The sequence below is a fragment of the Cohnella sp. GbtcB17 genome (assembly GCF_019091135.1).
In the GTDB taxonomy this organism is placed as follows: Bacteria; Bacillota; Bacilli; order Paenibacillales; family Paenibacillaceae; genus Cohnella.
The window spans coordinates 58773-83542 of the sequence record NZ_JAGXJW010000010.1 but is presented as its reverse complement, the minus strand read 5'-3'; the positions used below and the strand labels follow the sequence as shown (position 1 = coordinate 83542).

The following is a 24770-nucleotide window of genomic DNA, read 5'->3' as shown; positions in this document are numbered from 1 at the left end:
AAGATACGGATATAGACTGAAGTTACAGGAGGGACACGAATGAGCAAGGGGCGCATTGTCCAGGTCACGGGCCCGGTCGTCGACATCGAGTTCGACAACGGCCATCTGCCGGACATCCTCAACGCAATCCAAATTCATCAGACAGGCGAACGCGAAGTCAAGCTGACGGTCGAAGTCGCGCAGCATCTGGGCGACAACATGGTCCGCACGGTCGCCATGTCTTCGACGGACGGCCTTATCCGCGGCACCGAAGCCGTCGATACCGGCGCGCCGATCACCGTACCGGTCGGACCGGCTACGCTGGGCCGCGTATTTAACGTACTTGGCGATCCGATCGACAACAACGGGGCGGTTGACCGTGCCGTTGCGAATCCGATCCACCGTCAAGCGCCTGCGTTCGAAGAGCTCTCCACCTCGCAAGAGATTCTGGAGACGGGCATCAAGGTTATCGACCTGATGGCACCTTACGCCAAGGGCGGTAAGGTCGGCCTGTTCGGCGGCGCCGGCGTCGGCAAGACGGTTACGATGCAAGAGCTCATCCACAACATCGCGCAGGAGCACGGCGGTATTTCCGTATTCGCCGGCGTAGGCGAGCGTACCCGCGAAGGTAACGACTTGTACCACGAAATGAGCGACTCCGGCGTTATCGCAAAGACGGCGATGGTGTTCGGCCAAATGAACGAGCCTCCGGGCGCGCGTCTGCGTGTCGCGCTGACGGGTCTGACGATGGCCGAGTACTTCCGCGACGAAGAAGGACGCGACGTTCTGTTGTTCGTCGACAACATCTTCCGCTTCACGCAAGCCGGCTCCGAAGTATCCGCCCTCCTCGGCCGGATGCCGTCCGCGGTAGGTTACCAGCCGACGCTGGCAACCGAAATGGGTCAACTGCAAGAGCGGATCACCTCGACGAAGAAGGGTTCCGTCACCTCGATCCAAGCGATCTACGTACCGGCGGACGATTATACCGACCCGGCTCCGGCTACGGCGTTCGCTCACTTGGACTCGACGACGAACCTCGAGCGGAACATCGCGGCAATGGGTATCTTCCCGGCCGTCGACCCGCTGGCATCGTCCTCCCGCGTTCTGGCGCCAGAAGTCGTCGGCGAAGAGCACTACGCCGTCGCGCAAGGCGTCAAGAAGCTGCTCCAGCGCTACAAGGAACTGCTCGATATTATCGCCATCCTCGGTATGGACGAACTGTCCGAGGACGACAAGCTCGTCGTTCTGCGCGCTCGTCGCGTTCAACTGTTCCTGTCCCAGCCGCTGCACGTCGCCGAAGCCTTCAACGGCATGCCTGGCGTATACGTGCCGGTTAAAGATACCGTTCGCAGCTTCAAAGAGATCCTTGAAGGGAAGCATGACGATCTTCCGGAACCGGCGTTCCACAACGTCGGCTCGATTGAAGACGCAGTCGAGAAGGCGAAGAAGCTCGCTCAAGGGCTCTAATCCGCTTTTGATGGAGGTATCGATATGAGCACCTTACGTTTGGAGATCGTCACCCCCGAGCGGACCGTCTACGACAAGGACGTCAACATGGTCGTCGCCCGCGGCGTAGACGGGGATCTGGGCATCATGCCGCATCACATCCCGCTTGTGACGCCGCTCAAGATCGCGCCCATCAAGGCGAAGATCGGGAACAACGATGAGTATATCGCGGTTCACGGCGGCTTCATGGAGGTACGCAAGGATAAGGTCGTTATCCTCGCGGAATCCGCCGAGCTCGGTTCGGACATCGACGTCCACCGCGCCCAGCAAGCCAAGGAACGTGCGCAGGATCGCCTGAACCACAAGCAAACCGAAGTCGATCACAAACGGGCAGAAGCCGCGCTTCAACGCGCGCTCACCCGGATTCGGGTCGGCGGCGGAGAATAAGCTTTACCTTTATCGCCGGGAGGCGGCACCTGTTCGCAGGAAGCCGCCTCCCGGCGATTTTGCGTTTTTTTACACCGGGCGTCACTCGGCGTATACTAAGCGTAGCTATCCAGAGGAAAGGCGGAAGACAGTACTATGGAAGATATCGTCATCGTAGGCGCGGGCCCTTGCGGGCTGTCGGCAGCGGCCGAGCTGCAGGACCGGGGCTTCAATCCTTTACTATTCGAAAAAGAAAACGTCGGGTATTCGATCTCCCGTTACCCGGTTAATATGCAGTTTTTCAGCACGGCGCCGAATCTCGAGATTGCAGGCATTCCGTTTATTACGCCGAACGACAAGCCGTCCAGACTGGAGGCTTTGAACTACTACCGCATCGTGTCCGAGCGCCGCGAGCTGCGGATTCGCCGCTACGAAGCGGTCACGGCCGTCGAAAAGGACGGCGACGTCTTTCGCGTCACGTCGGTCGGCAGGTCCGGCCAACAGACCGTGACGTTGTCCCGCAAGATCGTCATCGCGACCGGGTACTTCGACCATCCGAACCGCATCGGTATCCCGGGCGAGGATCATGCGCACGTCAGCCACTTTTTCACCGAAGCGCATCCGTACGCGGGCACGCGCGTCGTGGTCATCGGCGGCAGCAACTCCGCTGTCGACGCGGCGCTTGAGATGGAACGCGTAGGCGCGAAAGTGACGGTGGTGTACCGGGGCGAGTCGGTATCGGCCAACATCAAGCCGTGGGTACGCCCGATTTTCGACAGCTATGCGGAGAAAGGACGTATCGATCTGCGGCTGCGAAGCAGAGTCGTGGAGATCGGCTACGACCAGGTCACGGTGGAAAGCATGGCGGGAGGGGAAGCGTCCGGCGGGCAGATTGAGGCGGTCAAGGAGAAGCTGCCTGCGGACTTCGTGCTGGCACTTACAGGATTTAGGCCGGATCGTGCCTTCCTGCGTGCCATGGGCATCGAGGCGCCGGACGGCATCATCCCGCCGACGCACGATCCGGAGACGATGGAGACGAACGTGCCGGGACTTTACCTGGCCGGCGTCGTCTCTACAGGGCGGGATGCCAACGAAATTTTTATCGAGAGCGGGCGTTACCACGGCCGCAAGATCGCTGCGCATCTGGCCGGGCTGCGGACGGTTTAACAGGCACAATGGCCGGCGGGCTGTGGAGGGGCTGCTTGAATGGCGCCTTTCCCGGGTAAATTAGGAGAGCAAGCTTATCCAATCGGGAGGGATTCACATGCCTAAGATCCAGAACAATCTCAATCAAAATCTGGCGGACTGGAGCGTCATCTACTTCAAGCTGCACCATTTTCACTGGTACGTGAAGGGGCCGCATTTCCAGACGCTTCATTTGAAGTTCGAGGAGCTGTACAACTTCGCGGCGCTGTCGCTGGACGAAGTGGCGGAGCGGATCCTCGCGATCGGCGGCAAGCCGGCATCCACGATGAAGGAATATTTGTCGCTTACGAAAGTGAAGGAAGGCGGCGACGAGACGAAGGACGTCGACATGGTCAAGGCCGTCATCGACGACTTCATCCTGCTGACCAACGGCTTGAACGAAACGCTGGAGATGGCCGAGGAAGCTGGCGACGCACCGACGGCGGACCTGCTCACCAAGCAGGTCGAAGCGCTGCAAAAGCATGTCTGGATGCTGAGCGCGACCGCAGGCATCAACGTACCGACCAAGGTAAAAGCATAAGCGTTAACTTACTTTAAATTAAGAAATCCCGTTCATCGGACTTCCGGTCCGAATGAGCGGGATTTTTTGATTTATGTGGCGCTTATTACAGAACCGATGACCGACTAAGGCGATAATTGTGAAAGAAGTCGCATATATTCGCTATTTTTCTAATTTATAATTGTGAGTGCGGCATCTTTACATCGTCGAATGATCGTGCAAAAGCACTTATTTTGGATACGGATTAGGAGTGGAGTTATGATTCGCAAATACGGTTTAGCGCTGCTGGCGGCGCTGCTCATGCTGCTGCCGGTATCGGCTGCGATCGGCGGGAAGGCGAACGCGGCCTCTTCGTCGCGGATCGCGGTCATCAAGCAGCTGAGCGGAGACGTGGAGGTGCAGAAGGCCGGGGGCTCAAAGCAGTTCAAGGCGTTCGCGAAGCTGAGCCTGAACCAGGGGGACAAGCTGATCACGGGGAGCAAGGGCTCGGCGGTGCTGCAGTTCGCGAACGGGACGTCTGAGGACGACAAGTTCACGGTGGGGGAAAACGCGACGCTGACATTCTCGAAGCTGTCGGACAAAAAGGGCACGGTGACGAAGGTCAGCATGCTCAAAGGCACGGCCTGGGTGGACGTGAAGTCGATCAAGAGCAAGGATGACGACTTCAAGCTGGAGACGCCGACGGCGATTATGGGCGTGCGCGGCACGGCGTTTTTCGCGCGAGTCAATCCGGCGACGGGCGGAACGAACACGGCGGTCATGTCGGGCGTCGTCCGGTTCACGTCCGAGAATGTAGAGAATATGGGAAGCGGTAGCGGAGAGAGCGCGGGCGGGACCGGTTCCTCCGGCAGCTCGAAGACGATCGACCTGTACCCGACGCAGCAGATCTCGCTCGAGCCGACGAGCGGCGACGATCTGAGAGAGAAGACGACGCTCGTGGACATCGAGGAGATCGTCAAGAACGCGCCGCCGGAAGTCATCGAGGCGATTCTGCGCAGCAAAGAGAAGATCGACGAGGAAAACCGGCAGACGGTCGATAAGTTCAAGCAGACCGGCGTGCCCGCCGAGCTGCAGCAGAGTCTGGACAAGTTTGCCCAGAACATTGAGGAGCTGCTGGGCGTCATTGCCAAGCAGGCGATCGAGCAGAAGAAGATCGACCAGCAGCAAGTGAAGAAGATCGAGGAGCAGGAGAAGACGTCGTTTAATCTGACGAAGGATCGCTTGGAATTGACGGACCTGCAAAAGCAAAAGCAACAAGCGGTCAGGCAAAAGCAAGAGGAAGCCGCCAAAAAGAAAGCCGCGGAGGATGCGGCCAAGAAGCAGGAGCTGGAAGAGCGGCTCGCCGGACAGATGCAAGCGATCGAAGCGGCCAAGCTGGCACAGACCGAAGCGAACCGCAAAGCGGCGGCCGAAGCTGCAGCGAAAGCGGAAACGGCGCTGCTTGGCTCCATGACGCCCATTCAGAAGCAGCAGTACAACAAAGATAAAGCTAACAATTATGGATCGCCTGCGCCTGCGCAGACGGCGGCACCGACACCGACACCGACCGCAGGGTCTCAGCCGACGCCGACGCCTCCCTCGGACGATGTGCGTTTGAACGGTCTGTCGCTCCCCTCCGGGATCGAGCTAAGCCCGGCGTTCGCGCCTGAAGTTTTGAATTATACGATTAACGTTGGCAGCGCAGTCTCATCGATTGCCGTCACGCCTGCGCTGCATGACCCGGGAGCGAAGCTGACCGTCAACGACAGAGGGTGGACGGGGGGATCGGTCACGATCCCGCTCGCCTATGGGAACAACACCATCGTATTGGCGGTGACGGCGGCCAATGGCAAGGCAACACGGTCGTACACGATAACGGCCGTTCGGCACCTGCTGAATAGCGCGGACATCGATATGGGCAGCGGCACGCCGCTCCACATCGATTTTACCGCCGCTTTTCCAATGACGACCTTTGACGTGCCGCAAGATACGAGCGTGCTGACCCTGAAGCTGCCGCTCGTCGATGCGCCATCCGTGACCGTGAACGGCGAACCGGTCTCGCCAGTCGGCGCAAGGATCGCTTCGCTTGCCTTTGTCGCAGAAGATAAGGCTTGGACTTATACCTTCCTGCTAAAGCCTGGCGCGAATACAATCGAGATCAAGGCGGCAGTCGAAGGGGCGACCAAAACCTATACGCTTATTGCCAACAAGACGGCGGCGCTGACCGCGCTTCCCGATTTCCTGGAGACGACAGTCAATACGCCTGTCTCTGGTGCGCTCAAGAGTTATGGCGGCAACGGAGCGGCAAGCTATGAAATTATCGAGAACGGCGAATCCGGCGAAGTAACATTGGACTCGGCAGCGTCCGGCGCGTTCACCTACACGCCAGGCGAGGACTTCACAGGCATGGACAGCTTCCAGTTCAAGGCGATTGCCGGCGGGGAGGAGTCGGAGTCGGCGACCGTGCTGATTTGGGTCAAGCCCGCGGACTTTGAATTGAAGGGGCTGACGTCTGTATCGATCGTTTGGGGCGGAGTGCCGGCCGTCCCGATGTACCTGTCTGGCTATCAGGACGGCTCGTACAAGAGCAAGGATTACGGGGTGTTCGTGTCGGACGAGGAAGATGAGAATGTGGAAATGCAGTTTGCGTTCGATCCGGCCGCGGTGTCCGATGCCCGGCTCGTTTTCGGAGAAGAAATCATCGATCAGGAGGCGGACGGCTCGCTGCACGGCAGTTTTCCGATTGAAGGTCAGGGCCGCAGCGTGACGCTGTATTATTCCGTGACGGAAAACGACAGAACGGTTTACTACCAGGTGAACTACGTCTTTGTTAAACAGCAGCTGTGGTCCGCCTACCTGCCGACGGGCGGCAAAGCGCAAGTACACTTGGTGCCTGTCGGCGGTGGAGACTATACGGTATCGGTGCAAAATAAGGATGAAGAGCTGCTCCTTCACAGCAGCAGCTACGACGCCACGACGGAATCGGACGTGTGGGTATATGTGAAAGACAAGGACGATCCCTCTGCGCCGCCCAAGCGAGAAAAGGCGAACAGGAATGGCGAAGGCGATTACAAGGTGCCGCTGTCGCCTGGGTGGAACGTCGCGGAAATTCGGACGTATTATCCCGGCTACGAAGGAAGCGCCAAGGAAGGCGTCGTTCACATCTGGAAAGGAGACGGACTGCCGGATGGGTACGAGATGGCGAGCGTGAGAGGGACGCCGGTCCAATATCCTGCGGAAGCTTCGGCTGCGCCCAGGGAATTTATCCGGGACGCGTCCTGGCAGAGCGTCTATCGTGTCGCGATGCCTTCCGATACCGTAGCCATGGACGTCAAGCCCGTGGCGGGCCCCGGCGTGAAGGTCGATGCTGTCTATCAGGGAGGCTACACCTCCTTCGTTCGCGTCGGCGAGGCGCCTGTCGGCTCGGGGCGATATCAGGTGCAACTGTACGGCGACTGGCAAAATTTCGGATTCGTTGTCGTCAGCCCGGTATCGGGCGAAGGGCCTCCGCTGGCGTATACGTTGGATATGGAACTGGAACAGGCGGTGAACATCGAGGCTAATCTGGTCTATGAGCAGGATGGCATATCGCGGGAAGTTCAGCTTAATTCCTTTGCCGGAAGCGATCAAGGCTTGCTGAACGAAGCTGCAGGGCAAAGCGGCTTCAAACTGCTTTTGACCGGCGTTGATCCTCGCTCTGACGTTCGCATCAACGGTGTCGCTGTGCCTTACGATGCAAGCGGTCTGCGCTTCGCTTATCCGTTTACGCCTCAAGAAGGAGACCAGACTTTCCTGGTCGAAGCGACGGACCCGTACGGTAACTATGGGAGCTTGGACATTCGCTTTTCTTATGGAACGCATGGATTGACGCCTGTAGGACTTGATTCCTGGAGCGCGCAAAGCTCGGACGGCGAGGCCCCGGCCAGCGAGGTGCCGTGGATTTATGCAGGCATGAACACGTTCCGCCTGACCGTGCCGGACAATCAGAGCCAATTGAATCTGCAATGGGCGGCTGGCGCGGGAACGGCCCAGGTAACCTTGCTGGCACCATTGGGTGCCGCCTATGAGGGGAGCTATGCCGGGGACTTGCCTATGGGACGAAGCGACTATATGCTCATTTTAAAAGATGAGGACGGGAGCCGGATCGAATACGAGCTTTACGTATATAGAGGAGCGCCGGTTGCTCCAAGTCTAATATTGCCCGCTTTCGGAGGTACCGTTCCTTTCGAATACAACGCTTCGAACGGAAGTTATGAAGCGAGCGTCGAAGCATGGCCGGAGAAGTTCTGGATCAATCTCGGCATGCCTGCAGGCTCATCCGCCGATATGACAGCGAACGATATCCATTATTCGCCGAACGGCGACGGCTTGTACGAGCTAGAGCCGGACTCGGAGAGAGACGAGATTATCTTAAATGTAACGGGTATTCTCGACGGCGTGGCCTGGTATTGCGACTTGGCGATCAAACGCGCGACGGATTAAAATCATAATCGCGATCTATCGAAACTCTCCCGCTCTCATCTCTGGATGAACGGGAGAGTTTTTTACACAAAATCAGCCTATTTTTTACGAAGTTATCGTCACTCAATCGACAAAAAACGTCTTTTTTAAGATATAATCAAAGAGCCCATTCCATTGATTTCTTATATTGGCAGTTCGATAGATCGCTAGACGCTGGACAAGTGTAAAAGTACATATCAAGTAGGAGTGAAGTTCATGTATCGAAAGTTAGGCATGTACCTGCTGGCGGCGCTGCTCATGCTGCTGCCGGTAGCGGCTGCGATCGGCGGGAAGGCGAACGCGGCCTCTTCGTCGCGGATCGCGGTCATCAAGCAGCTGAGCGGAGACGTGCAGGTGCAGAAGGCCGGGGGCTCGAAGCAGTTCAAGGCGTTCGCGAAGCTGAGCCTGAACCAGGGGGACAAGCTGATCACGGGGAGCAAGGGCTCGGCGGTGCTGCAGTTCGCGAACGGGACGTCTGAGGACGACAAGTTCACGGTGGGGGAAAACGCGACGCTGACATTCTCGAAGCTGTCGGACAAAAAGGGCACGGTGACGAAGGTCAGCATGCTCAAAGGAACGGCCTGGGTGGACGTGAAGTCGATCAAGAGCAAGGATGACGACTTCAAGCTGGAGACGCCGACGGCGATTATGGGCGTGCGCGGCACGGCGTTTTTCGCGCGAGTCAATCCGGCGACGGGCGGAACGAACACGGCGGTCATGTCGGGCGTCGTCCGGTTCACGTCCGAGAATGTAGAGAATATGGGCAGCGGAAGCGGCGAGAGCGCGGGCGGGACCGGTTCCTCCGGCAGCTCGAAGACGATCGACCTGTACCCGACGCAGCAGATCTCGCTCGAGCCGACGAGCGGCGACGATCTGAGAGAGAAGACGACGCTCGTGGACATCGAGGAGATCGTCAAGAACGCGCCGCCGGAAGTCATCGAGGCGATTCTGCGCAGCAAAGAGAAGATCGACGAGGAAAACCGGCAGACGGTCGATAAGTTCAAGCAGACCGGCGTGCCCGCCGAGCTGGAGCAGAGTCTGGACAAGTTTGCCCAGAACATTGAGGAGCTGCTGGGCGTCATTGCCAAGCAGGCGATCGAGCAGAAGAAGATCGACCAGCAGCAATTGAAGAAGATCGAGGAGCAGGAGAAGACGTCGTTCGATCTCGACAAGGATCGGCTGAGCCAGTTGAACGAGAAGGAAAAGGCCAAGCAAGAGAAGGCCAAACTTCTGGCCGAAGAGGCCGCGAAGAGAAAGGCGGCCGAGGAAGCGGCGAAGCTTAAAGAGCTGGCCGACAAAATTAACGCAGCAGCGCTCAAGGCGATCGAGGCGGCCAAGCAAGCGCAGGACGCAGCGAATCGGCAGGCAGCCGAGGCGGCGAAGCGCAAGGCCGAAGAAGAGCTGCTGAAAAAGCTGAACGAGCAGCAGAAGCAGCAATACCAGACGGACAAGACGAACAACCAGGGCGGAACGACCGTCACGCCCGGCACGAATACGAGCAACCTGTCGTCCAACGCGAATCTCGGCTCGCTGAGCATCGAAGGAGTGACGCTTAGCCCGTCGTTCAACGCCGCCGTCGCCGAATACCGGGCGAGCGTGGCCAGCAACAAAACGAGTATCGTCGTCGGGGCGAGCGTGCAGGACAGCGGAGCTTCGTTCACGATTAACGGACAAGCGCCGAGCGGCGGACAGCGAACGGTGAGCCTGGCATACGGCGACAACGAGATCGCCGTCCTCGTAACGGCGCAGAACGGCGCGACCAAGTCCTATAAGCTGACGGTTACCCGTCAGCTGCTGAACAACGTCAGCGTCGTTTTCCCGGGGCAAAATGGCATCGACATCGACTTCAACTCGACGAGTGCGCCGGCGCCGCTGTCCATTCCGAGCGGCTCAAGCAATCTGACGCTGGTGGTACCCGTTACCGGGCCGGAGCTTGACATCGCGGTTAACGGCCAGAACGTCGAGCCGGAGCCGATGTTCATGGCGGCTCGCACGATCCTGCCGGACCAGATCTCATGGCGATACATCATTCCGCTCGTGCAAGCGTCCAATGAGATTGAGATCAAAGCGACGATCGACGGCGTCGTCAAGTCGTACAAGCTGCTGGCGAACCGGTCGATGCCAAGCGATGCGGCGGTTCAAAGTGTCTCGGCTAAGAGCGCAGACGGTACAGCTTCATACGAAGTCAGCGCCTCCGGCGGCAACGCTTGGACGGTGAAGGTGCCAGCCGATGTCACGACGATCAAGTTGAAGATCAATGCGATCAACGAAGCGGCAAAAATCCTGCTGGGCACGAACGAGTATGCGTCCGGCGCGGAAATTTCGTATACGATTATCAACACGACCGTTCAATTTAAGGTGCGTGCTGCGGATGGAACTGTGCCCGAACTTTTTAATTCCATCTCGATAGCTCGCCTGCCGTCGTCGGACGCGACGTTAAGCGATCTGACGTTGTCGGACGGTACGCTGTCTCCTGCATTCACGCGCGCGACGACGAGCTATACGGCCAGCGTCGGCCATGCGGTCGACAGCATTACGGTGACGCCCACCGCCTCGAACGGCAATGCGGCCATCCTCGTTAGTGACGGTATAACGACGAGCGGCAAGCCGAGCAAACCGATTTCGCTGAGCGTTGGAACCAATCAGATTACGGTCGAGGTGACCGCGCAGAACGGCGCGAGACAAAAGTATACGATCATTGTGACGCGCGAAACGACTGCACTTGCGGCGCCGGCGTTTAACCCGTCTTCCGGCGAGGTCGCATTAGGTACGCAGATCGAGATCTCATCGGAAGCCGCAGAGCACATCTACTATACGATGGATGGCAGCGATCCGGCGACTTCGGTCGGGGGCGCAACCAAGGAATATACGAAAGAGAGTAAGCCGACGGTTGAAGCTGCCGTCACGATCAAAGCGATCGCGACGCGCGCGGGTTCTCAGCGCAGCCCGATCAGCAGCGCTACCTTCACGCAAGCGGCGAGCGCGGATCTGACGGGTCTGGCGCTGAGCGGATCGGTTAGCGGGTTTTCGTTCGCGAGCGGCACTTATGAATACGAAAATGTAATCGTATCGAGCGATACATCCAATATTACAGTAAAGGCTCAAGGAATTGGATCGATCACTGTGAACGGAGAGGGGGTAGCGAGCGGCGAGAACTCGCAGGCTATAAATCTCGTCGTCGGCGAGCCTCGAACCATTACGGTTGTTGCCACCGAGGTCGGCAAGACACCTAAGACGTATGTTATCGTTGTAACACGCGCTTCCAATGCCAATGCGAATTTGGCGTCGTTATCGATCTCCTCGGGAACGTTATCTCCTATCTTCGAGAGCGGCATAACAGAATACACGACGAGCGTTCCATATACGGTTAGTTCTATCAGAGTGACGCCGACCGTTGCTGTCGGAACGTCGACGGTAGAGGTGAACGGTCTTGCCACGCTTAGCGGGAATGAGAGCGAAAACCTGCCGCTGAACGTGGGTGGAAATACGGTTACCGTAAATGTCCGATCACAAAGCGGCTTTACTCGAAGCTATGCGATTAACGTAACGCGTCAAGCGGCTTCGCAGGATTCGACGCTCAGCAGTCTATCGATTCCCGATTCGGCGTTGAATCCTGCGTTTGATTCCTTTACGAAGAAATACAAACTCTCCGTACCTTATGCGACAAACGGTTTGTTTGTTTACGCGACTGCTAGTTCGCCCTTTGCGACTGTGATCGGCACCGGCCCTCACGCGCTGGACGTAGGCGAAAATGTAATAAAAGTTATCGTAACGGCGCAGGACGGAGCGACCGTATCCGAATACAACATAACGATCACCCGTGCGCAGCCTCCTTCATCGGATACGAAGTTGCAGTCTTTGTCGGTCAGCGAAGGCATTCTCGAACCCGAGTTCAGCCCGAGCCAGCACAATTACACGGTTGTCGTGCCGCATGAGACCGACAGTATCGGAATCACGGCAGTGTCGAACTCGCCCGCAGCCTCAGTAGAAGGGGGCGGTCAGCATGCGCTCCATGTGGGGAGCAACAATCTGCCCGTGACGGTAACCGCCGAAGATGACACTACTGCTACGTATCTGATCGTCGTGGAGCGGGAAGCTGACCCGATTCTATCCTCAATCGCAGGCATAACCTCTTGGAACGATACGCGAAGCGACGATCAGGACTTAACATGGCACTTAGGAAGGGACTACAGGTACGAAGATATCCTTTACGCGGAAGTTCCTGATGCAACGGTATCGGTAAGTTCCAGCATTACCTTCGATGAGAACGTAACGTCCGCTTCGCTGAGAAAACAGTATAGTGAAGAGCTGATTGGCCGTTACGAAGCGAACGGGTCCCAGACGATGGACATTGATTACGGCGCACTGGAGAGCGGAGACAATGTCTTCGTGCTTTCGATCGAAGAGGGAGAAGCAGGGTCGAACGACTACGTGATCGATCTTAAAGCCGGTCAGTCACGGCAGGCTCTATCGATGATTTCCGCTCGTCTGGAACAGGGAGAAGGATCGTTGGCGGTAAGTCATAACGATACCTATAGTTTCACTCTGATCATGCCAAGCCGAAATGCCAGCTTCTATCTCTCGCTTTATCCGGAGAACGTGACCGGGGATCTTGACATCGAGGGCTATGGTGTCGAAGGTGGATTTTTGTTCGTTGGGGCGAGCTCGTTGAACGATGGCTGGAACGAATTTACCGTTCGAATGAAGGATATTGCCGGTAACGCTGGAGTTGAGGATACGGTAATCAGCGTATGGCGTCCTTCGGGAGAAGATGAACCGGGTCCGGAGTCGCTAAGCCTCGCGCTAGACGCGTTTGCGTTCGAAAACGACGGACAGATCTTCTATCCGGAAAGCGTCGATCTATTCGGTTATTACAACGTGGCTGCGCAAGGGACAAATGCGGACTTTTCATTTATTCCGTCGTTGGCAGACTCGACTTCCCTGGTGGAATCGGTTTATATCGTTAACAACGAAGATGCGCATACCGAGCTGTCACCTGATGGGGAAGGCAAATACAGTTTCGGCATGAACCTTGGCGACAACGTCGAGATTGCGGTAAGAGATTCGCAAGGGCACCGATTCACACATCGAATTCACATCAACCATACCCTGCAGGAATCTAATCTTCCGGTAGGTGTGTTGGCTTGGAGCGTGCAGGACGTTGAGGTTAGCAAGGGCACTTACGTACACGACAATTACTACTATGCTTCGCTGTCCGAAACGATAGGCGATGTATCGATGAATTTGGTGCTCGATCCGATGGTATATGCGGGCGCTGCCCTGTACCCCGGTACTGGTGTTATGGCGAGATCTAACGATCCGGTCGCTTCCTGGGACGAAACGGAAGATGCAGACCAGCTTGTAAGTGGCGTGGGATCTGGCTACAACAGCTACACGATCGAATTGTATCCGGTAGATGAAGAAGAGGGGACGACAACCTATGCGGTAACGATCGGGAATGGCCCGGCGTCCATCTACGGCATGTCGCTCTGGGAAACGTTCAATGGCGGAGACTTCTCGGCCGATGCAGGATGGGCGAATACTGGAACCGAAAGCTCCCCCATCTATCAAGGCTATATCTACAGCTCTTTAGGATACCTGCGTTTCGATATGAACTTTGATGAAAACTTCGTGTCTAACGTCTCGCTAGAAGAGATCGAATCCTCTTCCCCAGTAGAGGTCGAGAAGTCTAAAAACAGCGGTAACTACAGTTTTGTGATGAACGACGTACCTGACGGTCTCCGCCATTTGAAGCTGACTGTCACGGAACTCGATGGAGCCACGACGCACGAATACGATCTCTTTGTGCACTTTGATCCCCAAGATAACGGCGTGGCCCGAGTAACGTCGGATATCACAGGCATGCCGGTCGCTTGGACAAGGGCCGAGGGCGTCGAAGAAGAGACCAACGAAGGCTACGTTCAGCGCCATTACGCTATTGTGGCTGCTGACAAAGTGGGTTCAGCCCTGGATTGGAGCATCGCCCTTCAATCAGAATCTTGGATGGAACTCCAATACGAGATTGTAGAAGCCTCTATTGACGGAGACGCGGAACTCGTTGATGTTGATGAATTTGGTCTGCAAGCGCGAGGCGGACTTGCCTTGACGCATGGTTATCATGATATCAGGCTGAAGTACAAATCGTTTTCGCCGATGTCGGAGGAGATCGCGCATTACTACATCAAGGAATGGATCGTTTTTGTCGGCGATTCCTCGCAGATGGCTAACGCGCCGGAAGCCGGGCTCGATGGAGAACGCGTATCGCTGACGAAGGACGAAGCGCATGAATACGCACCTATCTCGATGGAATGGGAGGGGCTCAGCCTAACGGCGAATGTCGACAATAGTACAGAAGGCGCCATTTTGGAAGCCGGGGGCTACTCTCCCTACAGTCAAGTTGAAATCGAGTATTTAAACGAGCGGCCAAACGAAATAACCGAAGGTCATTATTATTTGTCCAATTTAAATGAGGGTCCGAATGAAGTGACCATTAAGGTCATAGATCCAACAGGAACGGTTGAACAAAGTTACACGCTGGTGATCTACAGAGCCGAGAAGGGCGGCGAGGTGCCGCCCGCACCTCCGGCCCGGTTGAGCAGTCTGCGTATCGGGAGCGAATTGGTACCTATCGCCGAAGGACAGTATGAATATACTGTTTATCTTCCATACGGAGCTCCCGCTTCGATGCAGGTGCATGCAGTTGCCTTGGATCAAGATCGCGTAGAGTTGGCCGTTAATGACCAGCCGTGGGCTTGGGACGACGACGATGAAGAGCATGTACTGGCACCGAATGAAGCTGGGGAATATGAATTGGAAGTCAGTTCTGCTGACGGTTCCTACGCGACTAGCATCTATCATATTCTGGTCGAACGATTGCTGACAGATGATACCCGAATTGATGGAGACGTGCCGGTCTCCTGGAGCTCGGGCGGCCAAGATACGTGGACTTCTGAAGCATTAGAGCTGGAAGAGGGCGACTGGCTCAGCATGAATTTCGAAACACCTGCCGGTTATCATTTATACTTCAGGACGGACGGTACCGAATTCAGCGCAGAGAATCAACGTTGGTACCTAAAAAGCGGCATAAACTGGCTGCAGGTCGAAGTTAAAAAAGACGGCGAGAGTGACATTATTGCAGCCTACCAATTTAATGCGTATAACTGGAACTCTGTACTGGTCACCAATAAAACGGACGGAACCGATCCGGACCGCGTCCAGGCCATCAAGTGGAACGGCGTTTATTATGCTGCGCTGCCGACTTATTGGTTCGATAACGAAGCGCAGCCTTTTGTGGGAATAAAGACGCTTCATGGCCTTGATGAAATGAGCACGGTTGGCTGGGACTTCAAGGAATCCACCTATGAAGGTACACTCACGCATGAAGACCCGGCTGGACACTCGATCGTTCGAAGGGTTAGCGTGTTTGCTCCAGCGCACATGCCCGCGTTCGAGGCCCAGTTTCAAGGCGGAAGCTTTGGTTGGTACTATGAGTCATACCCGCGCTTTTTCTACGGAAACGATGAAAGGCCCGGTGCCTACTTCTGGACAAACGACAATACGATGATTCCGACTGGCGTTAACCTGCGGGTATCGCAATCGGAGGGAGATATCAACATTTATGCGATGGATAACGACGAACAGCCGTTTGAACGCAACCAGTTGGACGGCAAGTGGAATTGGAGTCTGCCGCTAAACTGGCTCGAATCGGACGGAGATGTTCAGACCTACAAGGTCGTCGTTGAGAACAACGGCCAGACCACCGTTTATTTATTAAGCTTTGGAATCGGAGACTCAGGAACGGCGTGATCAAATAACGATGGCCCGGCAAGAGGTGTTTTTTCCTCCAGCCGGGTTATTTCTTTTTTTCACCCGTGACCTAAGTACTCTTTTTATCCTATAAGAAGGAAAATGGTGTCGAAAAATAGAATATAAGAAGGATACGAAAGCGGCACGGTCTTGCTATGGGGGGACAGTGGCGGGAATGGGGGGGCTAACCGATGCGACGGACGGTCCAATTATGAGAAAAAGATGAGACCGCGCGCATCAAGCATTAAATATTATTAACTTGATAGGGCATGCGAATGCATGAATAATGAATGAGCGATATATATTAGGCTGGATTCGCGAAGTCAGGGTACTGCTCGGCCTTATGTCCCGCCCACGGATACGAGATACATATGTCGAATGACGGATAAGTGTTGGTTGAGCGCCAATATGTGGGTATATACTCATAGCTTCACTTACTGAATGGCAAGGGCGTGGCATTAATGGCAGCAGAACGAAAAGGGAAACGGCGTACGGTTCGTACGGCGGCAGCCGTGTTTCTAAGCACGGCTCTGGCTGCGACCGGCTCCCTGGATTCGCGATTGACGGCAGAGGGCGGGCCGGTCGCGGCAGCCGAGGCGGCGAAACTCGGCGCAGTCGCCGTTCCAACGGCGGCGAAACAGCCCGACCGCTTGAACAAAGCCGCTCGAACCTCCGCTGCCCGTAAGCCGGTCGCGATTTCCGCGCTGTCCGACGCTTCGTTTCTACAAGAAACGGGGATCGCGGCCGCTTGGAAGCTGCTGCGCCGCGACGTGACGGGGACGATCGCCATTGTGGACACGGGGATCGATCTGAAGAACGCGGCGCTACAGCCGTATCTGATCGAGGGCGTCAATCTGCTGGACGATGCCAAGCCGCCGCAGGACGACAACGGACACGGTACGGCGGTGGCGGGCGTCATCGTTGCCGCAGCCGAGGCTGCGAAGGGCGCGAATGCAGATGCGGCATGGAAAATGAAGCTGATGCCGGTCAAAGCGCTGGACGAGAATGGCGAAAGCGACGAGGCGCATCTGTCGGGCGGCATCCGGTACGCCATCGAGCATGGCGCGGACATCGTCGTGCTGTCTCTCGGACTTCGCAGAGACGCGCCCGGCATGCGCAGCGTCATTGAGCTGGCCGAGGCAAAGGGCGTGCTGCTCGTCGCCGCAACCGGCAACGATGCAGCCGACTTTGGCGAGCGTGCGGCCGTCCAGTATCCGGCCGCTTATCCGACCGTGATCGCTGTCGCAGGCGCGGAGGCCGGCCAGGGGCAGATCAACTCGACGGGAGGACCCGAGGTAGATCTGTCCGCATCGTGGCAGGTCGACACGCTCGCGTTGGGCGGCGGCCGCCTTGCGATGGAAGGTACGTCGATGGCTGCGCCGCAGGTCGCGGCCGCTGTGGCTATGCTGCGGGCTGCTCATCCCGACTGGAAACCCGCTTTCCTGCGGGAGACGCTGCGCCGGACGGCCGAGGATATCGGCGCCAAGGGCCGGGACGACGCGACGGGCTATGGCCTCGTTCGTGCGGATCGCGCCTTGTCGGCCGCATTCGCGGCAGACTGGCGCGAGCCAAATGGCGCACAGCAGTCCGCTTCGCCTTTTCCACCGGGCACGGAGGTTTATTCGGCATGGAGCGGCAGTCTCGATACGGACTGGTATGCGGTCGATGCGCATGAAGACGGCATCTTGTCCGTGCGGATGCAGACGAACCTGTTTGACATCGGACCTGCTGCGGTTAAATTGTCGCTATACCGCCCCGGTGCTTCCGGTCCGATTGCGGCCGGCGGCACGAACGGCGGTGCGACGACTTGGAAAGTATCCAAAGGCAGATACTACTTGCGGGCGGACGGCTCGTCGCGATCGTCGCCGCTGCCCTACAGGCTCACCTCGGGATTCAGGATGCTGCCCGACCGGACGGAGCCTGGCTCGAACCAAGCTTCGGCTTATGCGATCGAGCCTCGAACGCAGACCTGGACCGGTACGTTCGATCGCGAGGATGACGAAGATTGGACGACGGTCAAGCTGCCTCAGGCCGGCTCGTTGAAGGTGACCGTCGAGACGGACACGACGCGCATCGATCCTGCGATCACGCTTCAGCGGGACGGGCAGGCCGAGGTACGGACGGATACGAACGGCGACGGATTGCCGGAGACGGCTACGCTGAAGCAAGCGCCGGCGGGCAGATATTACATAGGGGTCAGCAATGCGGCCGCCGACGGTGCTCCGCCCGTGACAGGGACCTATACGGTCCGACTCGAATACATTACTACGTACGCGGATTTGGGAGAACCGAACGGCGGTCCGCTGACGTCCGCAGCGCTCGTTCCCGGAACGGCAGGCATCTTAAAAGGGCTGATCTCGTCCAAAGACGACGAGGATTGGTTCCGGTTCAAGACCGCGGGCGGGCGCTACGAATGGAAGCTGGACGGCATACCGGACGGCTCGACGTTTAAGCTGACGGTATACAGCAAGGAGTTGAAGCTCCTCGGACAGTGGTCGAGCAAGGCGAAGGGCGCTTCCCTGAACGTGCCGCAGAAGCTGGCCGCCGGGACTTATTATGCCCGAATCACGGCCGATCGCGCGGATCGCTCCGCGTATTATCGCTTCGGCGTGATGAACGCCGATTGAACCGTTTGGGAATTGCGGCCATAAGGAGCGTTAATCTGCGAATGGATTCGATTTATTATTCGATGGGCTGGAACAGCTTGTTCTCCATTTTTATCACCCTGGGCTTCATCGCCGTATGCTGGGTCGTGCTCCAGGAGATCAAGTGGGAGCAATTTTTCCGCCACCCCAAAAGTTCGAGAGCGCGCCTCGCGCAGCTCTTTCTGGCCATCATCGCAGGACGGCTGTTAGCTGGATTCGTGCTGGATTATTGGAACTGGGCCTCTGCCCTGAAAAATCTGTTCAATTCGTCGTAGCGGCAACATTTCCGCATAACGCCGAATCAAAATGATCACAATGGGTAATAAAGCAGAAGCGAGTCGTCTGAAGTCGAAACTTGACGGCGGATCGTTTCGAATTTGTCAAAAGATGCCGCTTGTGCCGAGCCGACGGACGGTGGTATGATGAAATTTGGGTTTTCTGAAGCCGGCATCGGTGAAAGCACGGTCTTCGGAAATGATTCTACACCCGCGGAGGGAACCACCCATGAGCAAAATCATCGTCCGCGGCGGCCGTCCCTTGAAAGGGACTGTCCGCGTGCACGGCGCCAAAAATTCCGTCCTGCCCATCCTTGCCGCCACACTGCTGGCGGAAGAAGGGTCTTGCGTCATCGATGACGTACCCGCCTTGGACGATGTGTACAACATTCTGGAAGTTCTGTCGGCCCTCGGCGTTCAAGCGCTTCGCCACGAATCTCGGGTGACGCTGCGCGCGCATCGGCTCATCTCGCACGAGGCGCCTTACGAGCTCGTCCGCAAGATGAGGGCGTCCTTTCTTGTGATGGGACCGCTGCTCGCCCGAGAGGGCCAAGTCAAGATCTCGCTGCCCGGCGGCTGCGCGATCGGAACGCGGCCGATCGACCAGCATCTGAAGGGCTTCGAGGCGATGGGTGCCGAGATCGGCTTCGGTCAAGGCTCGGTCGAGGCGAAGGTCGACGGCCGGCTGCGCGGCGCGCGCATCTATCTGGACGTCGCGAGCGTAGGCGCAACCGAGAACATCATGATGGCCGCCGCGACCGCCGACGGCGTCACGACGATCGAGAACGCCGCCAAGGAGCCGGAGATCGTCGATCTCGCGAACTTCCTGAATGCCATGGGCGCGAAGGTGCGCGGCGCGGGTACGGGTATCATCCGCATCGAGGGCGTAGAACGTCTTAAAGGTGTCCGCCATACCGTGATCCCGGATCGGGTTGAGGCGGGCACTTACATGATCGCGGCCGCGATATCGGGCGGCGACGTCTATATCGAAGGCGCGATTCGCGATCATCTGGGTCCGGTCGTCGCCAAGCTGGAAGAAATGGGCGTCGGCATCGAGGCGGACGACGGCGGCATTCGCGTCTTCGCGAATCGTCCGCTCAAGGCCGTAGACGTCAAGACACTGCCGTATCCGGGCTTCCCGACCGACATGCAGGCCCAGTTCATGGCGCTGCTGCTGGCGAGTCCGGGCACGAGCATCGTGACGGAGACGGTGTTCGAGAACCGCTTTATGCATGTCGAAGAGATGGCGAAGATGGGGGCCGACATTAAGATTGAAGGCCGCGCAGCAGTCATCTCCGGTGGCAAGCCGTTGTCGGGTGCGCCGGTATGCGCGACGGACCTTCGTGCGGGAGCCGCGCTCATCTGCGCTGGCCTCGCAGCCGAAGGCGTTACCGAAGTGACGGGCACCCACCACATCGATCGCGGCTACATGGACATCGTCGGCAAATTGGCCGCGCTCGGTGCGGACATCAGCCGCCTCGGCGATGGGGAAGAGATTCCCGCGCCGGCAGCGGCGGCTGCAGTTCAAGCTCCCGTGCCGGCAGCGGCGCGTCGGCCGCTTCAGTCGGCGTCCGAAGAGCGCATCGCCTCGGACAGCGTGGCCATGCTGCGCGTTCAGCCGACACTGGCCTGATTTCTTCAACCGCACTTATTATCCCGCGCCTTCGCGCCCAGGACCGAGCCTTTTCTCCGGTCCTGGGCGCGAAGGCTTTTTTGCGCGCTCTCTTCATGTTGTTCTAGCGACTCGCAGCCATTCATAGATTAGTAGCGTGCGAGGAAAAGACAACGGAGAGAGGAAGTTGGAGGCATGCGGAAACGGAAGGGGCAAGCGGGCGAAAACGAAGGGATACATAAGAGGCGTCGCAAAGGGGGAGGCAGCAGCCGATACGCCGGATTCAAGCGCGACGGAAGAAGAGGCAGGCCGTCGCTTAGCCAGTGGCTCGTTCTGGCCTTCGGCGCGGGCGTATTGGTCGCGAGCTGGTCGTGGGCGGACAAGCATGCCAGCGAGAGAAGTGCCGCGTCGTACATCGAAGAAAGAACGACGGCTGTGGCGGATGGCTCAAAAGCGGTAAAAGGAGAGTCGGATCGCGGCGGTGGACAGGTGGATGCTTCCGGCAAAACAGGCACGGGAACCGGCCAAAAGGCCGGCGATAAGGCTGGCGGGACGAACGATAAGGCGGACGACCAAGCGGACGACCAGACGAAAGATAAAGCAAACGATAAAGCGAATGACAAAACGAGCGGGGCGTCAAGCGCATCCGGCCGGAAGGCCGGCGCCCTGTCCGCGGCAGACGCCGCGCGGGGACTTCAGGCGGAGCCAAAAGACAGCTCCCTCGTCGTTCGAATCTATCTGACTGGGGACAAGCGCATCGAACGCGCCGGATTGGAGACGTACGTGAAGGGCGTCGTGGCGGCGGAGATGCCCACGGATTTCGCGCCGGCCGCGCTGGAGGCGCAGGCGATCGCGGCGCGCACTTATTTGATTCGCCGCCTGTGGAACGAGGACCGGTCGGGCGTCCCCGTTCGCGGCGCGGACGTGACGGATACGGTGACGCATCAAGTCTATCGGTCCAAGACCGAGATGAACGAGCTTAAGGAGTCGGATCCGAAGGCATGGGCGGCCGTGGACGAGGCGGTGCGGCGGACGCGGGGCATCGTCATGGTCTACGGCGACGCGCCTATCGAATCGCTCTATTTTGCCAGCAGCAACGGGTATACGGAAAACGCCAAGGATGTATTTAACGCCGATCTGCCTTATCTGGTATCGGTGAACAGCCCGTGGGATCGTGAAGACTCGCCGCGCGCCGAGGAAACCGTAGAGATGAAGCTAAGCGAATTTTACCGCAAGCTTGGCGTCAAGTCGCTGGCGGCGTTGACGGGACTTGGCAAGCGGCCTGCGGCCGTTATTAACGGCCGTACCGACGGGAAACGCGTGAGCACGGTGACCGTCGGCGGCAAGACGCTGTCCGGCACCGAGATTCGCAAATTGCTGGGGCTGCGGTCGGCCGCCTTCGACTGGACGTTCGAGAAGGGGAAAGTGAAAATAACGACTTACGGCAGCGGGCACGGCGTCGGCATGAGCCAGTGGGGCGCGGAAGGCATGGCGAAGACCGGCGCGACCGCGGCCGATATCGTGCTCCACTATTATACGGGCATACAATTGAAAACATTGTCCGCGCTTGCGGTCGGCCGGCGAGGGGAAGAGAGCTGAGTTGGCGGACGGTGGTCGAGCGGCAGCCGCAAGGCCGGCGCGCCTGGCGCCTATCGCGGGAATTTGCGCGCTCCGAGACTGCTAAGCTATAAATCCATTAATCTTGCAAAAGGCATGTTTAAAAAACTATCACCTGGCAACACTCTGTTACTGAGGTGATAAAAATGAATGATTCAAACAAACCAAACGGCAAGATCGAACCAAGCAGTACGCGAAATGTCGTCAGCTCGTCGTCCAGGCCTTCGGCAACGAAAAGGTTTTTCGCCAAGCGGTGGGTATTTCCTGCCATGTACATGGCCGCAGCGGCAATCATCGTAACGATCCTCTGGCTGAACGCCAGCTCGGGAACGAGCGGCAAGCCGAAGGACGAAGCGAGCTCCGCGGGCGTCCAGCAGGATATCGGGGCGGGCGGTCAAACCGCAGAAGAGCCGGATGCGCTGCCCGTCGCGGCAAGCGGCGAGAAGCTCGCATGGCCGGTAACCAACCGGGATGCGATGGCGGTGGCAATGCCGTTCTTCAACGAGAACGGCACGGAGGACGAACAGGCGGCGGCCATGGTTAAGGACGGCAACAAGTTCATGCCGCATACGGCGATCGACCTTGCGAGCAAGGACGGCAAGCCGTTCGACGTCAAGGCGGCGATGAGCGGCGAAGTGACGGTGGCGGAGCAGACGCCGCAGAACGGTTACGAGATTCAGATCAAGCATCCGAACGGTCTCGTCACCGTCTACCAAAGCCTGGCCGAGATGAAGGTCAAAGCGGGAGATTCGGTCAAGCAAGGCGACGTGCTCGGCACGGCAGGCGTCAGCGAGCTGGAGAAGGACGAAGGCATTCACGTTCACTTCTCGGTGAAGAGCAACAGCCAGGCCGTCGATCCGGCTTCGCTGATCGAAGATCAACAGTAATTCGGTACCTTAGACAGGGTTGTCCGGGCGTGCGGCGGCGCGCAAGGGCAACTTTGTCTATTTTTGCAATTTTATAGCTGACCAAATGATGGCAACTGTGTTACTATGGTACCATAAATGATACTTCGGAGGATCTATCGACTTCAGAGAGGACGCGTGATAGATGAAGCTCGTGACTGTAGACGAACTTCACCCCGGCGACGTGTTGGACAGGCCGGTTTACGGCAAGAACGGATTGGTCATGCTCGAAGCCGGCACGGAGCTGACCGCCCAATACATAGACCGTTTGCAACTGCTCGGATTCCAGTCGGTCGCCCTCGGCAAGCGCGGCGCGGCTGCCGAGGCGCTGCTGGCCTCCCGCATGAAGGTTCGGCCCGACGACAAGGTCCGCGACATCGCGGAGATCGACCTGCTGCGCGCCGACCCGGTTCAGCTTCAGGAGACGCATCACAGCTTGATCCGCTTTTTGGAGACCGAAGAAAACTACAGCAGGCTCGCGCTGTCGATCGCCGAGCTTGCGGACTTCAAGCGAGGGTACCGGGAGCGGCTCCTCTCGGCGGTCAGCCATCGGGCGGTGGCCGAGGAACTTAGCGTGCTCAGACAGACCGACCAGTCGTTGTTCGACCATACGCTCCAGGTGTCGCTGATGTCCGGACTGATCGGGGCTGCAAGCGGCATGGATGCGAACGCTCAATATGAGCTGGCCGTCGGGGCGCTGCTGTTCGATGTCGGCATGACGCGGATCTCGCCCGAGCTGCTTCGAGCCAGGCGCAAGCTGACGGACGCGGAGATGGCGGCGGTCAAGCAGCATACGACGCTCGGCTACCATGCGCTCGGACGCATCCGGGAGGTTCCCGACGCGGCGGCCAAGTGCGCGCTGCTCCACCACGAACGATATCGGGGAGAAGGCTATCCGTACGGGATCGCACAGGACAAAATTCCGGACATGGCGCAGATCGTCGGGCTCTCCGACGTGTTCGACGCGCTGCTCTCGCCGCGCCATCACCGCGATCCTTACCCGCCAAGCGAGGCGATGGAGTATATGTTCGCCGCCGGCAATTACGAATTCGGCATCGGCATCGTACGTTCCTTTCTCAAAAATCTTACGATTTTCCCGACGGGCATGGCCGTGGTCCTCAGCAGCGGAGAGACTGCGATCGTCAAGGATACGGCAAACCGGCCTGCGCACAAGCCGGTCGTGCTGGTCGTACGGGAAGCCGACGGCCGCGTGCCGTCCCCGTATGAGATCGATCTGAACGAAAACGCTCGCATTTACGTATCCCGCGCCGTGGCGATCAAGGGGTGAAGGGGCGGCGGCCGCTGGCTGGCGGTCAAAAATATCATAATCGCCGGGCGGGCCTTTGGGCTCGTCTTTTTTTGCGTTTATTAGGACGCACTAGAAGTCCGTTCGAACCATAAGCCCCGCCCTTCGCGGACTTTATAGGCTTGTCAGGCTTGGTTACAAAGAATAAGTGAACGTCCCCCTCATATACTGTACCAATCAATCAGAGCAGGGAGGCGGGAGCGTGCACGATTACATCAAAGAACGGACCATCAAGATCGGCCGCAGCATCGTGGAGACGCGCAATACGGTTCGAACCATCGCCAAGGAATTCGGCGTCTCCAAGAGCACGGTGCACAAGGATCTGACCGAGCGACTGCCGGAGATCAATCCGGATCTGGCCGATCAGGTGAAGCACATCCTCGAGTACCACAAGTCGATCCGGCACCTGCGGGGCGGCGAGGCGACCAAGATCAAGTACAAGAAGACGACGATCAAGAAGCGGGAAGTATTCGCGGTCGCAAAAGCGTAAATTTTGTCATATCCTTAGAAAAGTTAAAGGATTTTTAGAAATCATGGCGAATACTTAAAGGAATATCTATGCGTTGGAG

Annotated in this window: 13 protein-coding genes; all 13 read left to right on the top strand. The window is 57.8% G+C overall.

From position 1 onward, the window contains the following. The first annotated feature begins 39 nt into the window (after positions 1-39). The gene (gene atpD, locus KVT38_RS07490) at positions 40-1446 is read left to right on the top strand and encodes a F0F1 ATP synthase subunit beta (RefSeq protein ID WP_217593068.1); all 1407 of its coding nucleotides are present in this window, start codon (positions 40-42) and stop codon (positions 1444-1446) included. A 24-nt stretch (positions 1447-1470) separates the two neighbouring features. Then, positions 1471-1872 (top strand): F0F1 ATP synthase subunit epsilon, encoded by a 402-nt coding sequence (locus tag KVT38_RS07485; RefSeq protein ID WP_217593067.1) that lies wholly within the window; start codon positions 1471-1473, stop codon positions 1870-1872. A gap of 135 nt (positions 1873-2007) precedes the next feature. After that, positions 2008-3018 (top strand): YpdA family putative bacillithiol disulfide reductase, encoded by a 1011-nt coding sequence (locus KVT38_RS07480; RefSeq protein ID WP_217593066.1) that lies wholly within the window; start codon positions 2008-2010, stop codon positions 3016-3018. A 97-nt stretch (positions 3019-3115) separates the two neighbouring features. Continuing rightward, a complete protein-coding gene (locus KVT38_RS07475; protein ID WP_217593065.1) occupies positions 3116-3577 on the top strand; it encodes a Dps family protein in 462 nt (153 codons plus the stop codon). Between the two features lie 237 nt (positions 3578-3814). Next, positions 3815-8017, top strand: a complete 4203-nt coding sequence (locus KVT38_RS07470; protein ID WP_217593064.1) for a cadherin-like beta sandwich domain-containing protein — start codon at positions 3815-3817, stop codon at positions 8015-8017. Between the two features lie 234 nt (positions 8018-8251). Further along, the gene (locus KVT38_RS07465) at positions 8252-15841 is read left to right on the top strand and encodes a cadherin-like beta sandwich domain-containing protein (RefSeq protein ID WP_217593063.1); all 7590 of its coding nucleotides are present in this window, start codon (positions 8252-8254) and stop codon (positions 15839-15841) included. 461 nt (positions 15842-16302) lie between these two features. Continuing rightward, on the top strand, positions 16303-18468 hold the full coding sequence (locus KVT38_RS07460) for a S8 family serine peptidase (RefSeq protein ID WP_217593062.1): 2166 nt from the start codon (positions 16303-16305) through the stop codon (positions 18466-18468). Between the two features lie 41 nt (positions 18469-18509). Then, positions 18510-18761 (top strand): DUF1146 family protein, encoded by a 252-nt coding sequence (locus tag KVT38_RS07455; RefSeq protein WP_217593061.1) that lies wholly within the window; start codon positions 18510-18512, stop codon positions 18759-18761. Between the two features lie 229 nt (positions 18762-18990). Further along, complete coding sequence (murA, locus tag KVT38_RS07450) at positions 18991-20394, top strand: UDP-N-acetylglucosamine 1-carboxyvinyltransferase (protein WP_217593060.1); 1404 nt, start codon at positions 18991-18993, stop codon at positions 20392-20394. 174 nt (positions 20395-20568) lie between these two features. Beyond that, positions 20569-21972 (top strand): stage II sporulation protein D, encoded by a 1404-nt coding sequence (gene spoIID / locus KVT38_RS07445; protein WP_217593059.1) that lies wholly within the window; start codon positions 20569-20571, stop codon positions 21970-21972. 164 nt (positions 21973-22136) lie between these two features. Next, positions 22137-22877, top strand: coding sequence for a M23 family metallopeptidase (locus tag KVT38_RS07440; RefSeq protein ID WP_217593058.1), 741 nt, complete (start codon positions 22137-22139; stop codon positions 22875-22877). Between the two features lie 163 nt (positions 22878-23040). Further along, entirely contained in the window at positions 23041-24183 is a 1143-nt protein-coding gene (locus tag KVT38_RS07435; protein WP_217593057.1) for an HD-GYP domain-containing protein, read from the top strand. A gap of 220 nt (positions 24184-24403) precedes the next feature. Then, entirely contained in the window at positions 24404-24691 is a 288-nt protein-coding gene (gene spoIIID, locus KVT38_RS07430; RefSeq protein ID WP_090116189.1) for a sporulation transcriptional regulator SpoIIID, read from the top strand. Positions 24692-24770: the final 79 nt, after the last annotated feature.

What these genes read in the sequence shown, in the direction of transcription:
- atpD (WP_217593068.1), top strand. Translation starts at nt 40, where the DNA reads ATGAGCAAGGGGCGCATTGTCCAGGTCACGGGCCCGGTCGTCGACATC.
- murA (WP_217593060.1), top strand. Translation starts at nt 18,991, where the DNA reads ATGAGCAAAATCATCGTCCGCGGCGGCCGTCCCTTGAAAGGGACTGTC.
- KVT38_RS07435 (WP_217593057.1), top strand. Translation starts at nt 23,041, where the DNA reads ATGAAGCTCGTGACTGTAGACGAACTTCACCCCGGCGACGTGTTGGAC.
- KVT38_RS07475 (WP_217593065.1), top strand. Translation starts at nt 3,116, where the DNA reads ATGCCTAAGATCCAGAACAATCTCAATCAAAATCTGGCGGACTGGAGC.
- KVT38_RS07455 (WP_217593061.1), top strand. Translation starts at nt 18,510, where the DNA reads ATGGATTCGATTTATTATTCGATGGGCTGGAACAGCTTGTTCTCCATT.
- KVT38_RS07470 (WP_217593064.1), top strand. Translation starts at nt 3,815, where the DNA reads ATGATTCGCAAATACGGTTTAGCGCTGCTGGCGGCGCTGCTCATGCTG.
- KVT38_RS07480 (WP_217593066.1), top strand. Translation starts at nt 2,008, where the DNA reads ATGGAAGATATCGTCATCGTAGGCGCGGGCCCTTGCGGGCTGTCGGCA.
- KVT38_RS07485 (WP_217593067.1), top strand. Translation starts at nt 1,471, where the DNA reads ATGAGCACCTTACGTTTGGAGATCGTCACCCCCGAGCGGACCGTCTAC.
- spoIID (WP_217593059.1), top strand. Translation starts at nt 20,569, where the DNA reads ATGCGGAAACGGAAGGGGCAAGCGGGCGAAAACGAAGGGATACATAAG.
- KVT38_RS07440 (WP_217593058.1), top strand. Translation starts at nt 22,137, where the DNA reads ATGAATGATTCAAACAAACCAAACGGCAAGATCGAACCAAGCAGTACG.
- KVT38_RS07465 (WP_217593063.1), top strand. Translation starts at nt 8,252, where the DNA reads ATGTATCGAAAGTTAGGCATGTACCTGCTGGCGGCGCTGCTCATGCTG.
- KVT38_RS07460 (WP_217593062.1), top strand. Translation starts at nt 16,303, where the DNA reads ATGGCAGCAGAACGAAAAGGGAAACGGCGTACGGTTCGTACGGCGGCA.